This is a genomic window from Microvirga sp. P5_D2, from assembly GCF_054049475.1.
The window spans coordinates 38,687-51,844 of record NZ_JBFUMH010000020.1; the positions used below are offsets into that span (position 1 = coordinate 38,687).

At 63.8% G+C, this 13,158-nt stretch carries 13 protein-coding genes; 7 read left to right on the forward strand and 6 right to left on the reverse strand.

Annotated elements, in window-relative coordinates:
* Positions 1-139 precede the first annotated feature (139 nt).
* From ACXJKO_RS08780 to mnhG, 6 genes are read left to right on the forward strand one after another with little or no spacing between them, the layout of a single operon-like run.
* On the forward strand, positions 140-3,076 hold the full coding sequence (locus tag ACXJKO_RS08780) for a monovalent cation/H+ antiporter subunit A (RefSeq protein ID WP_457090702.1): 2,937 nt from the start codon (positions 140-142) through the stop codon (positions 3,074-3,076).
* Positions 3,076-3,420, forward strand: coding sequence for a Na+/H+ antiporter subunit C (locus ACXJKO_RS08785; RefSeq protein ID WP_457090718.1), 345 nt, complete (start codon positions 3,076-3,078; stop codon positions 3,418-3,420). Before ACXJKO_RS08780 ends, ACXJKO_RS08785 begins: the two co-directional genes overlap by 1 nt.
* The gene (locus ACXJKO_RS08790; RefSeq protein WP_457090703.1) at positions 3,417-5,048 is read left to right on the forward strand and encodes a monovalent cation/H+ antiporter subunit D; all 1,632 of its coding nucleotides are present in this window, start codon (positions 3,417-3,419) and stop codon (positions 5,046-5,048) included. Before ACXJKO_RS08785 ends, ACXJKO_RS08790 begins: the two co-directional genes overlap by 4 nt.
* Positions 5,045-5,533: a Na+/H+ antiporter subunit E gene (locus tag ACXJKO_RS08795; RefSeq protein WP_457090704.1), complete on the forward strand. Its 489-nt coding sequence runs from the start codon at positions 5,045-5,047 to the stop codon at positions 5,531-5,533. The genes ACXJKO_RS08790 and ACXJKO_RS08795 overlap by 4 nt, the downstream gene beginning before the upstream one ends.
* A complete protein-coding gene (locus tag ACXJKO_RS08800) occupies positions 5,530-5,811 on the forward strand; it encodes a K+/H+ antiporter subunit F (protein WP_457090705.1) in 282 nt (93 codons plus the stop codon). Before ACXJKO_RS08795 ends, ACXJKO_RS08800 begins: the two co-directional genes overlap by 4 nt.
* The gene (gene mnhG, locus ACXJKO_RS08805; RefSeq protein ID WP_457090706.1) at positions 5,808-6,179 is read left to right on the forward strand and encodes a monovalent cation/H(+) antiporter subunit G; all 372 of its coding nucleotides are present in this window, start codon (positions 5,808-5,810) and stop codon (positions 6,177-6,179) included. The genes ACXJKO_RS08800 and mnhG overlap by 4 nt, the downstream gene beginning before the upstream one ends.
* 75 nt (positions 6,180-6,254) lie before the next feature.
* On the opposite strand, the gene ACXJKO_RS08810 is transcribed toward mnhG, so the two are convergent.
* The 6 genes from ACXJKO_RS08810 to ACXJKO_RS08835 all read right to left on the reverse strand — a co-directional run bounded on the left by ACXJKO_RS08810 (position 6,255) and on the right by ACXJKO_RS08835 (position 12,571).
* A complete protein-coding gene (locus ACXJKO_RS08810) occupies positions 6,255-7,109 on the reverse strand; it encodes a universal stress protein (protein WP_457090707.1) in 855 nt (284 codons plus the stop codon).
* A gap of 77 nt (positions 7,110-7,186) precedes the next feature.
* Positions 7,187-7,339 carry a hypothetical protein gene (locus ACXJKO_RS08815; protein ID WP_457090708.1) on the reverse strand — a complete coding sequence of 51 codons (153 nt, stop codon included), beginning with the start codon at positions 7,337-7,339 and terminating at the stop codon, positions 7,187-7,189.
* Between the two features lie 167 nt (positions 7,340-7,506).
* Positions 7,507-8,064: a GreA/GreB family elongation factor gene (locus tag ACXJKO_RS08820; RefSeq protein ID WP_457090709.1), complete on the reverse strand. Its 558-nt coding sequence runs from the start codon at positions 8,062-8,064 to the stop codon at positions 7,507-7,509.
* A 503-nt stretch (positions 8,065-8,567) separates the two neighbouring features.
* Positions 8,568-10,019 (reverse strand): homospermidine synthase, encoded by a 1,452-nt coding sequence (locus tag ACXJKO_RS08825; protein ID WP_457090710.1) that lies wholly within the window; start codon positions 10,017-10,019, stop codon positions 8,568-8,570.
* Positions 10,020-10,485: 466 nt separating this feature from the next.
* Positions 10,486-11,289, reverse strand: coding sequence for a pseudouridine synthase (locus ACXJKO_RS08830; protein WP_457090711.1), 804 nt, complete (start codon positions 11,287-11,289; stop codon positions 10,486-10,488).
* Positions 11,290-11,308: 19 nt separating this feature from the next.
* Positions 11,309-12,571 carry a Glu/Leu/Phe/Val family dehydrogenase gene (locus ACXJKO_RS08835; protein WP_457090712.1) on the reverse strand — a complete coding sequence of 421 codons (1,263 nt, stop codon included), beginning with the start codon at positions 12,569-12,571 and terminating at the stop codon, positions 11,309-11,311.
* Between the two features lie 44 nt (positions 12,572-12,615).
* Here ACXJKO_RS08835 and ACXJKO_RS08840 point away from each other — a divergent pair, with 44 nt between their 5' ends.
* Positions 12,616-12,858, forward strand: a complete 243-nt coding sequence (locus ACXJKO_RS08840) for a hypothetical protein (protein ID WP_457090713.1) — start codon at positions 12,616-12,618, stop codon at positions 12,856-12,858.
* Positions 12,859-13,158: the final 300 nt, after the last annotated feature.

The following is a 13,158-nucleotide window of genomic DNA, read 5'->3' on the forward strand; positions in this document are numbered from 1 at the left end:
ACCCTGCAGGCAAAAGAGACCTGCGATGTTTTACCGGAACTGCCGTTGCTTCGGGTATCCCCGTCGACCATATTGGGCGGCATAGCCCCCAACTGGAGTTTCATCCGCGCTCCCCACCCGGAAGGAGATAGCTCAAACCATGTCCAGTGGCATGTCCCTCCTGGCCATCGTCGCCCTTCCCTTCCTCGGGAGCCTCGTCGCCGCCGTCCTGCGCCAGGATGCTAGGAATGGCGCCGCCGTCCTGGCCGGTATCACGGCCCTCTGCTGCGCCGTCCTGACGGCCCTCCAATATCCAGCCATTCACCATGGCGGCGTTCTGCGCGTCAGTATGGAGTGGCTGCCGTCCCTCGGCCTTGATTTCACCTTGCGCATGGACGGCTTGACCTGGCTGTTCACCATGCTGGTCACGGGGATCGGTTTCCTGGTGGTGCTCTACGCGCGCTACTACATGTCGCCCGCCGATCCGGTGCCGCGTTTCTTCGCGTTCCTGCTCGCCTTCATGGGCGCAATGCTGGGAATCGTTTTGTCCGGCAACCTGATCCAGTTGGTCTTCTTCTGGGAGTTGACCAGCTTGTTCTCGTTCCTGCTCATCGGGTACTGGCACCACAACGCCAGCGCGCGGGACGGCGCCCGCATGGCGCTCACAGTCACGGCCACAGGCGGGCTATGCCTGCTTGCCGGTTTCCTGCTGATTGGGCACATCGTCGGCAGCTACGACGTGGGCGAGGTGCTCGCCTCCGGAGATCGCATCCGCAACAGCAATCTCTACCTGCCGGCCCTGATCCTGGTCTTGCTGGGGGCCCTGACCAAAAGCGCCCAGTTCCCATTCCACTTCTGGCTCCCGCACGCCATGGCGGCACCCACGCCGGTGTCGGCCTATCTCCACTCGGCCACGATGGTGAAGGCCGGCGTATTCCTGCTCACTCTGCTCTGGCCCGTACTGTCCGGCACGGAAGCCTGGTTTTACATCGTGGTGTCGGCCGGCCTCTGCACACTGGTTCTCGGAGCCTATGCAGCCATCTTCCAGCAGGACCTCAAAGGTCTGCTGGCCTACTCCACCATCAGCCACCTGGGCCTCATCACGCTCCTGCTTGGGCTCAGCAGCCCGCTCGCCACCGTCGCGGCGATCTTCCACACCATCAACCATGCCACCTTCAAGGCGTCGCTGTTCATGGCGGCCGGCATCATCGACCACGAGTCCGGCACCCGCGACATCCGGCGCCTGAGCGGCCTGTTCCGGTTCATGCCGATCACCGCCACCCTGGCGATGGTCGCAGCGGCCGCCATGGCCGGGGTGCCCCTGCTCAATGGCTTCCTCTCCAAGGAGATGTTCTTTGCCGAAGCGGCGGCGTTTCATGTCGACTCGGTTCTCGACCACTCCCTGCCGTACTTCGCCATGCTGGCGAGCGCTTTCAGTGTGGCCTACTCCCTGCGCTTCATCCATGGCGTGTTCTTCGGACCGCCCCCAACCAATCTGCCGCGCACGCCGCATGAGCCCCCGCACTGGATGCGGTTCCCCATCGAGGTCCTGGTTCTGGTGTGCCTGCTCGTCGGCATTCTTCCAGCGATAACCATAAAGCCTTTCCTCGCCACGGCGGTACGCTCGGTCCTGGGGCCCGATACTCCATCCTACAGTCTGGCCGTGTGGCACGGCTTCAACGAGATCCTGCTCATGAGCATGATCGCCCTGGGCGGCGGCATCATCCTGTACTGGCTGTTGCAGCGGCATCTCGCCAAGGGCATCGACGGTCCTCCCATCGTGCGTCGCCTCAAGGGCCAGCGCATCTTCGAGCGCGTGCTCGTCACCCTGTCATGGAAATGGGCGCGCTCCCTGGAGCGCCTGTTCGGCACCCAGCGCCTTCAGCCGCAACTTCGACTGCTCGTGGCCTTCGCGGTGCTCGCGGCGCTCTGGCCGCTCTATCGGCAAGGTCTTGAGGCGGGCTCCCGGCCAGCCACAGGATTCGACCCCGCCTTCCTCCTGCTCTGGATCGTCGGCAGCCTGTGCGCCATCGGCGCGGCCTACCAGGCCAAGTATCACCGGCTAGCGGCCATGAGTCTGCTGGGCGGGGCCGGGCTCGTCACCTGCATCACCTTCGTCTGGTTCTCGGCACCCGACCTCGCCATCACCCAGCTTCTGGTCGAGATCGTCACGACAGTGCTGATCCTTCTCGGCCTGCGCTGGCTGCCGAAGCGGTTCGAGGTTGCGGGAGAAGGCCTGTCCGCCGGATTCCAGGCAAGGGTGCGCCGGGGGCGGGACTTGGCCCTCGCCGTCGCGGCCGGCGCGGGCATGGCGCTGATCGTCTACGCCATGCTCACGCGGCCGCTCCCCGACACCATCTCGCGCTACTTCGTCGAGAACGCCTATGCGGAGGGCGGCGGCCGCAACGTCGTGAACGTCATCCTGGTCGATTTCCGCGCCTTCGACACATTCGCCGAGATCGTGGTACTCGCCGTCGTGGCAATCACGGTCTTCTCGCTCCTGCGCCGTTTTCGCCCTGCAGCGGAAAGTGTGGGCGCGCCCGAGCAGCAAAAGGTGCAGGATGCCCATGACAGGGCCAGCCCAGGCCGTGCCGTTGGCGATACCTTGGCCGGCTACCTCGCGATCCCAGGGCTGATCATGCAGTGGCTGTTCCCGGTAATCATCGTGGTGGCCATCCACCTCTTCCTGCGCGGGCACGATCTCCCGGGTGGAGGCTTCGCGGCAGGGGTCACGATGTCGATTGCTCTGATCCTGCAATACATGGCGGGCGGAACACGCTGGATCGAGGCGCGGCTGAAGATCCTTCCCTTCATCTGGACGGGCCTCGGCCTGCTCTGCGCGGCATTCACCGGAATGGGGGCCTGGCTGTTCGGCTACCCGTTCCTGACTTCCTACTTCCAGTATCTGGAGCTGCTTGGCATCGGCAAGGTGCCCGCCGCCACCGCCTTGCTGTTCGATCTGGGGGTCTTCGCGGTCGTGGTGGGTTCCACGGTGCTCATTCTGATCGCCCTGGCGCACCAATCAGTCCGAACCCCGCGGGCCGCGCGCCCGCTTATGCCTGCCCCACCTCCCGCCACGACAAAGGAGAATGCATGATGGAACTCATTCTCGCGCTCGCGGTCGGCGTCCTGACCGCCTCGGGAGTGTGGCTCCTGCTGCGGCCCCGCACCTTCCAGGTCATCATCGGCCTGTCCCTGCTCTCTTATGCAGTCAACCTATTCATCTTCGGCATGGGCCGACTCCGGGTCGGGGCGCCGCCGGTCCTGGAGGACACAACGACTGTCGACCCGACGCTCTACGCCGATCCGCTGCCGCAGGCGCTGGTCCTCACCGCCATCGTCATCAGCTTCGCTATGACGGCCCTGTTCCTTGTCGTCCTGCTGGCCTCGCGCGGCCTCACGGGCACCGACCACGTGGATGGCCGGGAGGACGCACAATGACGGGCCTACCCGATCACCTGATCATTGTGCCGATCCTACTGCCGCTGGTCTCCGGGGCCGTGATGCTGCTTCTCGATGAGCGCCATCGCATTCTCAAGGGCGCGATCGGGGTCGCGACTACAGTTGCCTTGCTGATCGTCTCCATCATCCTGCTGCGCCAAGCCGACCTGCCCCCGGTTGGGCCAGACGGATCGGCTATGACGGTTTATCAACCAGGCAATTGGCCGGCCCCCTTCGGCATCGTGCTCGTGTTGGATCGGCTCTCGGCTCTGATGTTGGTGCTGACAAGCGTGCTCGGCCTTGCCTCGCTGCTGTTTTCGCTCGCCCGCTGGCATCGCGCGGGGCCGCGGTTCCACACGATCTTTCAGCTTCAGCTCATGGGGCTCAACGGCGCCTTCCTGACCGGAGACCTTTTCAACCTCTTCGTGTTCTTCGAGGTGTTGCTCGCCGCCTCGTACGGCCTCGTCCTGCACGGGGCCGGGATCGTCCGGGTCAGGGCGGGTCTTGCCTACATCGCCATCAACCTCACGGCGTCCTTTCTCTTCCTGATCGGTGCCAGTTTGGCCTACGGCGTCACCGGTACGCTCAACATGGCGGACCTCGCCAAGCGCATTCCCGACCTCGCCCCTGGCGATGCCGCGCTCATGGCGACCGCGGCGGCGGTGCTCGGCGCCACCTTCCTGATGAAGGCGGGGGCGTGGCCGCTCAACTTCTGGCTTCCGACAACCTATGCGGCTTCCTCCGCACCTGCGGCCGCGATGTTCGCAATCATGAGCAAGCTCGGCATCTACGTGATCCTGCGCCTCTGGACGCTGGTATTCGGCCCGGAGGCGGGTCCGCTTGCCGGATTCGGCGGTCAATGGCTGCTCGTCGGTGGCATGCTGACGATCGTGTTCGGCACGGTCGGCGTTCTGGCCTCACAGACCCTGTCCCGCCTCGCCGGGTGCAGCGTCCTCATTTCGTCGGGAACGCTGATCGCCGCCATCGGCACCGGAGACGGGGCGGTCATCGGCGCCACGTTGTTTTATCTGGTCAGCTCCACCTTGGGGATCGCCGCCCTCTTCCTGCTCGTCGAACTGGTCGAGCGCATCCGCGACCCCGGTGCTGACGTCCTGGCCGTCACGATGGAGGCCTATGGTGAAGGCGGCGAAGAGGGCTTGGCCGACGAGATCGGCATCGCCATTCCGGCGACGATCGCCATCCTCGGCGGAAGTTTCATCGCTTGCGCCCTGCTCCTGGCAGGCCTGCCGCCCTTCTCGGGATTCATCGCCAAATTCGCCCTGATGGCAACGATGCTGAAAACGGACGGCGCCACTGTTCAGGCTTCGACCTGGGCAATGATCGGCCTCCTGACGGTGTCGGGGCTTGCAACGCTGATTGCCATGACGCGGTCCGGCATCAGCTCCTTCTGGGCCCGCATGGACGACAGCGTTCCCCGGGTGCGGATCATCGAGATGGCCCCGGTGCTCGCCCTCCTGCTGCTCACCCTAGGCCTCACCATCGGCGGCGGGCCGGCGATGCGTTACATGGAAGCGACGACACAGGCCCTACAGGCTCCGCAAGGCTACGTCACGGGCGTGCTGTCGGCGGAGCGGGTCGGATCGGTCCAGGGACGAGGCACCCCATGAACTGGCTCCTCCCTTACCCCCTGCTCTCAGCCGCCCTGCTCGCCATCTGGTTACTGTTGAATCAGAGCATCTCGGCCGGTCAAGTCGTCCTGGGAAGTATCCTTGCCGTGCTGGCGTCATGGGCAATGGCGTCCCTGCGGCCCGAGAAGGCCAGAATCCGCCGCCCGGGAGCGGCCTTGCGGCTTGCGGGCTTGGTTCTAGCCGACATCCTGCGCTCCAACCTAGCCGTCGGGCGGATCATCGTCAGCTCCCGCGAGCCTGGGGTGAGCGCGGGCTTCATGACAATCCCGCTCGACATGCGCAGCCGCCATGGGCTTGCAGTGCTGTCCATCATCATTACGTCGACCCCGGGTACGATCTGGGTGGACTATGACGCCACCAAGGGAACCCTGCTGCTGCACGTGCTGGACCTCGTCGACGAGAACGTGTGGATCCGCACCATAAAGAACCGTTACGAGCGGCTGCTGATGGAGATCTTCGAATGAGCCATCTCATCCTGACATGGGTCATCACTGTCGCCCAAGTCCTGCTGGGGCTCGCCATGTGCTGCACAACCTACCGCATCATCACCGGTCCGCGCGCCCAGGACCGGATCCTCGGGTTGGACTTCCTCTACGCGAATGCCATGCTGATGCTGGTCACCTTCGGCATCCGCACCGGCAGTACCCTGTACTTCGAGGCTGCGCTCATCATCGGCCTTCTCGGGTTCGTCTCGACCGTGGCGCTCGCCAAGTTCCTCATGCGCGGAGAGGTGATCGAATGAACGCAGCAGGTAACCTGCCGGCCTGGGCCGCGCTGCTGACCGCCCTTCTCGTGCTGGTCGGCTCAGTCTTCACCCTGATCGGATCGCTCGGGCTGCTGCGGCTAGGCTCCTTCTATGCGCGCGTCCATGCGCCCACGCTCGGCACGACCTTGGGGATGGCAAGCATCCTGGCCGGATCAGCCCTGTTCTTCAGCGTGACCGGGGCGCGGCCGATCGTGCACGAGATTTTGATTGGTGTGTTCGTCACCGTGACCACGCCGGTGACCTTGATGCTACTCGTCCRGGCAGCGCTCTACCGCGACCGCTCGGAGGGCAGCAGGGACGTTCCGGCAGCGGAGGCGGAGGAGGACCTTATCCCTCGGGGATGAAACCGGACAGGAAGGAGCATCGGCATGAACGATCCGGCCGGGCATCCGAAGTCGCATCCCGGGCGAGCCGTCACCTCATCGGGTTGGCGGAACGGCGAGGATGTCGACGTCGAGGGACCGCAGGACCTCCTCGGTCACGCTTCCCAGGAGCGCTTTGACGATGCCTGTGCGGCCGTGGGTTCCCATGATCAGGACGTCCGGGCTCGATTGCTCCACGACCTTGGATATCACCTCGAACGGGGCGCCCTCATCCACGCGCATCGACTGCCCGTAACCATCGAGCCCGTTCGCCTCCAGGAACGCGATCAGCTCCTTGGTGGCCCGCAGACCCTCATCGGCCACGTATCCGTCAATGGTCTCCCGGCTCAGTCCGGCATAGAACATCTGTCCTTTCGCCAGCGGCAGGAAGGCATGGACGAGCGCAAGCCGGGCACCGCCGGACAACCCCAGCGCCATGCCGGTCCTGATGGCGTTCACGGACGGTTCGGACAGGTCGACCGGGGCCAGGGCCGTCCGGTAGGGCTGCTCCACCTCCCTGTTCACCATCAGGACTGGGACCGGACCCGTGCGGATCACGCGCTCGATGGTCGTTCCGACGAGGATATCGCGCAGGAGCTGCTTGCGGTGGGCTCCCATGACGATGAGATCCGCCGCCGTCGACGAGGCGGCGCGCAGGATGCCGTCGAAAGGGTCGCCCGCGACGACGAGAGCCCGCGACGGGAGCCCGCGCAATTCGRCCAACGCACCGATTTGCTCGCCGAGGATCCGCTGAGCCTCGCGGCTTTCGAGCGCGACCAGGTCCGACGGCTGGTCGTCGTCCACGACGTGCACGAGGGTGAGCTCGGCGCCGCTGTCTCGTGCCAGTAGACCAGCCCTCCGCACGGCCCGCTGCGAGCGGGTCGAGAAGTCCGTCGCCGCTAGTATGTGCATGGGTTCGTCTCCTGTGGTTTCGGGGGCGGAGTTTCGTGTATGTCCGTCGCAGGCTAGCAGCTGCAGGCGAGCCGCCGCTACCCGATCTGGTCAATCACGAGCTTTCGGATTTCCTCGCGAGTCAGCGGGTTGGGTTGCGGGGCCCACGCCCGAACCACGCCTTCCCTTGCCTCGCGTGGCTGGCGATCGCGCGACTTTCCGGTGGCTGCGATTTTGTTTTCGGCTTTCATGCCTCTTCTCCTTAGCTGCTTGGGAGCTTGCTACTGCGGTATGTTGTGTTTCTGGGTTCAGGCGCTGATGCCGGCCATGCGCTCGGGCTGGAAACGCACCCGTTGCACCGTCACCTTGCGCCGTCCGCCCGTTGGCCCCTGCCATTCCATCGACTTGGTTACTGGCGTCAGGACCGTCCGCAGACGATGATCGAAACCGGATCGCTGGCCGGGAAGGTCTCCATCAGGGCATCGTCAAGACGACGGTCGAGATCGTCCCGCGAGTTGTTGTCCCCGTTGCCCGATCGATGGGGCGCACCACGAGCAGGGTCAGCTTCATCCGGCAGAAGCCTGAAACGGACATCCTCCACAACGACCTCTTGCACCGGTCCGTCCCGGCTCGTTCGGAAAGGCATACGGTCACCTACGCGAAGTCCGAGCAGAGCGATTCCCAAGGGCGTCAGCACGGACAATTCCGCGCCCGGCCAGAGCAGGTCCTCCGGATAGACCAGGACATGCGCCCTCGCCTTTCCACCGCCGTCGAGGCGGTACGTAACCTTCGCGTTGGTCGAAACCACGTCCTCAGGCAACGCGTGGGGATGGCAGAGCGACGCCCGCTGCAGCTCCGATAGCAAGAACTCGCGATGCGGCCTGTGCCGCTTTCCCTCCATGGCCGCGACGGACATGAGGCGGTTGTAGTCGTGCGTCGTGACGGTGACTGGCGGCAAGTTGATGGTTCCGATCATGGGAATCCTCCTTTGCGTCGCCAACCTGGGCTTGCGGACGCGCCGTGAGGCAAACGCCCGCATTCACCCGGGATCGGGCTTGCTGAATTCGACTTTGCAAGATGTGTCATGACCCCGGACGACGGCGGCGCGAGGCGCCAGCCTGAGTCCGGGGCTCAGCGGCCTGCGAGAAGGCGGACCCCACGGAGGACGAGGATATGATGCGAAGTAATCATGACAATACATACGTAAGCATCAAAAGTTTATATTCAAGTACTTCGGCAAATGTAAAATATCAGAAGCCTTGATCACACCTGACAGACGGGTATTCGAAGGTCGTCGTCTAACAACCATCATGGTTTCAAATGCGTATTTAAGGTATTGTGCCACATCGCATGGGAATTGGTATTGTTACTCCACACTGCCGGCCGGGAACTCAGGGCGTCCCGCCGGCAGCTTCAATATCAGCATGACCCGGCAGATGGCTGTGCCAGGCCATGCTGATATTCTGATGTGAGGCGCCGTTAGGAGACGAGGACGTTCCGGAACTGCCATGGGTCGGAGGCGTCGATGTCCTCCTGGAAGAAGCCGGGGCGGTTGGTGAGCGGGGTCCAGTCCGTATAGACGCCGACAACCGATCCCAGATAAGGCGTCTGCACCTCGAGGCAGCGACGGAAATCGATGTCGTCGGCTTCAACGATGCCGGCATCCGGGTTCTCCAGCGCCCAGACCATGCCGGCGAGCACCGCGGAGGTCACCTGAAGTCCGGTGGCGTTGTGGTATGGCGCGAGCTTGCGTGCCTCCTCGATGGAGAGCTGCGAGCCGTACCAGTAGGCATTCCTGTCATGGCCGTAGAGCAGGACGCCGAGCTCGTCGATGCCGTCCCGAATCTCGTTCTCCGTCAGGATGTGGTGCTTCTCCTGCGCCTGTCCGGCATTGCCGAACATCTCGTGCATCGAAAGCACGGCATCGTTCGCCGGATGATAGGCGTAGTGGCAAGTCGGGCGATAGGCGAGCTTGTCGCCGTCGCCCACGGTGAAGTAATCGGCGATCGAGATCGCCTCATTGTGCGTGACCAGGAAGCCGTATTGCGGGCCGGGCGTGGGGCACCATGAACGAACACGCGTATTCGCGCCGGGCTGGAGCAGGTAGATCGCGGCACCGCAGCCCCTGTCATGCGTGCGGCCGTTTTCCGGCATCCACTTCTCGTGCGTACCCCAGCCGAGCTCCGCCGGCTGCAAACCTTCCGATACGAAGCCTTCCACGGACCATGTGTTTACGAACACTCCCATAGGCTTGGGGTGTTCGGCCCGCTGCGTGTCGCGCTCGGCAATGTGGATGCCCTTCACGCCAGCGCGCTGCATGAGCTCTGCCCATTCCTCGCGGGACTTCGGCTCCTGGTGATCGAGGCCGATGTCCTTGGCGACATTGAGGAGAGCCTGCTTCACGAGCCAGGACACCATGCCGGGATTGGCGCCGCAGCAGTTCACCGCTGTGGGGCCGCCCGGCGATTTGCGGCGGGCCTCGAGGATGATCTCGCGCAGAGCGTAGTTGGTGCGCGCCTCGGGGCCGGCGCTCTTGTCGAAGTAGAAGCCGGCCCAGGGCTCGGCCACGGTATCGATGTAGAGCGCTCCGATCTCTCGGCAGAGTTCCATGATGTCGCGAGAAGAGGTATCCACCGACACGTTCACGCAGAAGCCCTGCCCGCCGCCTTCCGTGAGCAGCGGCGTAAGAATCTCACGGTAGTTATCCGGCGTCAGGGCTTTGTTGATGAGCGGCATTCCACGCACGTCGAGCATGCCGCGGTCCTTGTCGCTGGGATCGATGACCGTGAAGCGGTCCTTGTCGAACTCGAAATGCCGCTCGATCAGGGGCAGCATGCCTTTGCCGATTGATCCGAAGCCGATCATCACGATCGGGCCGGTGATGCGGCCATGGATGGGCGAGTGGTCATTCTTCATTTCGGTTCTGTTCATGATGGTTCCCTTGGCCACGTGAGAGGTGGCGAAAAGGTATCAGCGGGGATGGCCACAACAGTGGGCATCAGCGGATGGATTTGTCTGGAGGTGACCCATTCGCGCGCGCCCGACAGCCGGATTGAAGCTGGTCGGTCTACACCGATGCAACCTCGAATCCCTAGATCGGCAACTCGCCCGCTCGATCCCATCACGACGCAAGCTTGGTTGCGGACAGGACTGGTGGGGGTGCCGGTTGGCTCAAAGCACGATCAAGCGCCACTGCAAACCGGACGCCGGGCGATCAATGCTGTTGGATGGGGTGCGCAGGCGCCTTTGGTCCCCGAGCTCGGGTGCGTGTTGAGCTCGGGGTTAATTTCCCGCGATCAGATTCCCTGCTCGGTGCAGGCCACGACGGAATGGTACGAAGCTCGGCATGATGGATGGTTCATGCTGAACTTTGGCCCTTATGTCAAATGGCCGGGATTCAGCGCTGAGCACTGAGCGCACCCGGGACAGCGCGGACCGGAACATCCAGCATCGCCTTCTCGGCCGGCGTGAGTGGCCGGACCGCTCCCCGCGGTAGATCACCCAATCGCAATCCACCAACCTCGACGCGCACGAGGCGGAGCACCTCCGCCCCGACTGCACCGAGCAGGCGACGGATCTGGCGGTTTCGGCCCTCGCTCAGTACCACTTCGAGCCATGCATTTCGCGCACCGGCACGGAGCAGGCTGGCTGACCTTGCGACCATGCGCTCGCCATCGAGCACCATGCCCGCCTGAAGGCGCTCCAGCATTGCCTCATCCGGCATGCGGTCGATTTGTACGTGATAGACCTTCTCGACATTCGATGCAGGGTCCAGCACACGCTGTGCCCAGCGCGTGTCGTTGGTCATGAGCAACAGGCCTTCGCTCGCCTTGTCGAGACGGCCCACGGGCGCAACGAACGGGAGATCGAACCCCTCCAGGCAATCATAGACCGTCGCCCGCTCGTGCGGATCGTCGCGGGTCGTAACGAGGCCACGCGGCTTGTTGAGCATCAGGTATACTTTGCGCTCGGGCACGACCGTCTCGCCGTCGACGATGATGCGAGCGCGGCCGGGGTCGACCCGAACCATCGTGTTGCGGACAACCCGGCCGTCGACGCGTACGCGTCCTTCCATGATCAGGGCTTCGGCTTGAGTACGGGAGCAGAATCCGAGTTTCGACAGGGCGCGCGGGAGACTGACCGTAGCGCTGTTTTGACGCTGCGGTCCGCCCGCGCCCCGTGATCGGGGCGGTGGTTTCATGATGGTGTCGTTCCGGGCGTCAGGTCGCGAAGAACTGCTGCGTGCCGTGCGCCTCGATGGCACCCGCAAGCCGCGAGAGCGCGTGCACGTAGGCGGCGCTGCGCAGGATGATGCCTTTATCCTGGGCGAGTGCCCAGATGGCATCCCCTTCCCGTTCCATCATCGTCTGCAGCTGCGCATGCACGTCCTCGACGGGCCAATAGTAGCCCTGTCGGTTCTGCACCCACTCGAAGTACGACACCGTGACGCCACCCGCGTTCGCCAGGATGTCCGGCAGAACGACGATGTTCTTGGTGGCCAGGATTTCGTCAGCCTCTGGCGTGACAGGACCGTTGGCGAGTTCGAGGATGACCCGGGCCWTCACGCCGGTGGCGTTGCCCTCATGGATCATGTCCTCCAGGGCGGCGGGCACGAGCAGATCGCAATCGACACAGACGAGTTCATCGGCAGGAAGAGCTGAGATGCCATCAGCCCCGGCAAGTCTCGTGACGCTCCCTTGCTCCTTGGTTGCGAGCAGCTTGCCGACATCGAGGCCCGTCGGGCAGTAGATCGCCCCCTTCGAGTCGGAGACCGCCACGATGCTGTATCCGTCTGCTCCAAGCAGCCGCGCTATATGCTGACCGGCATTGCCAAAGCCCTGGATCGCAACCCGTGCCCCCGGCTCCAATCCGAGTTGCCGTGCCAGCCGTCGGACGAGATAGTAGCCGCCACGGGCGGTCGCGTCGTTACGCCCGAGCGAGCCGCCAAGAGCGATAGGTTTGCCGGTGATCACCGCCGGTGTCGCCTCTCCCACGATGGAGGCGTACTCGTCGGCCATCCAGCCCATAATCATCGAGTTGGTGTAAACGTCGGGTGCCGGAATGTCCCGGTCGGGCCCGATGATCTTGGCAAATGCCTGGACGTAGGCGCGCGAGAGGCGCTCCAGCTCGGCTTTCGACAGGGTGTGGGGATCGACCTGTACGGCGCCCTTGCCGCCGCCATAGGGCAGGTTCATCACCGCACACTTGAAGGTCATCCAGAAGGCGAGCGTCTCCACCTCCTCCATGGTCGAGTCCGGATGGAAGCGGATGCCGCCTTTGGTCGGTCCACGCGTATCGTCATAACGGCAGCGCCATGCCATGAAGGATTTGCGCGAGCCGTCGTCCATGCGGATCATCAGGCGGACCTTCGTGGTCTCACGCGGGTACTTCAACTTTTCGAGAACGTCCGCGTCGAGGTCGAGGTGCCGGGCGGCTTCGTCGAGGCGTGTCAGGGCCTGGTCCAGCATGGAGGCTGCATGCAATTGATCTCACTCCCGTGTGTTGGTGCGATGCGCGAAGGTTGTCGGTGAGCAGCCTTAATGGCCGCTTCTGTTCCGCAGCGCAATATCCCGACGAGGACTGCGTCGATCCGGAACAGGCTGCATCCTGCCACTATCCTCGCGGAGTTCGTATCCCTTCACGTGAACGCCTGCGCCGCCCGCAAGCTTGCATTCCCGGGCAACATGGCTATCTTGTAGATGTCATGAACACATTCGTGAAAAACCTTCGCTTCTTTGCGCACGCGGGCTGCCTCAAAGCAGGCAAGTAAGCCCCGAGATCCGGCTGGACCGCTTTGGTCGCCGGCGCTCGGGGACATGAAGTCTATCTCCATCCATCGTCGAGCCGTTGCATGCGCCAGTTCGCGCATGTCAGGACGTCATGTCTGGTCTTCCTTCGGACGCGCAGGCGCGCTCCTGCAGGAGGACCGTTCCCAAGGAGATGTTCATGGACGCGCAGCACCATCTTCCGCCGATCACCATAGCGACTTGCGACTACAACCGCCTGTTGTTCATGGCCATCATCCGACACGGGAACAGTCCTTGCACGACCGATTTCCTCCTTGCGGAAC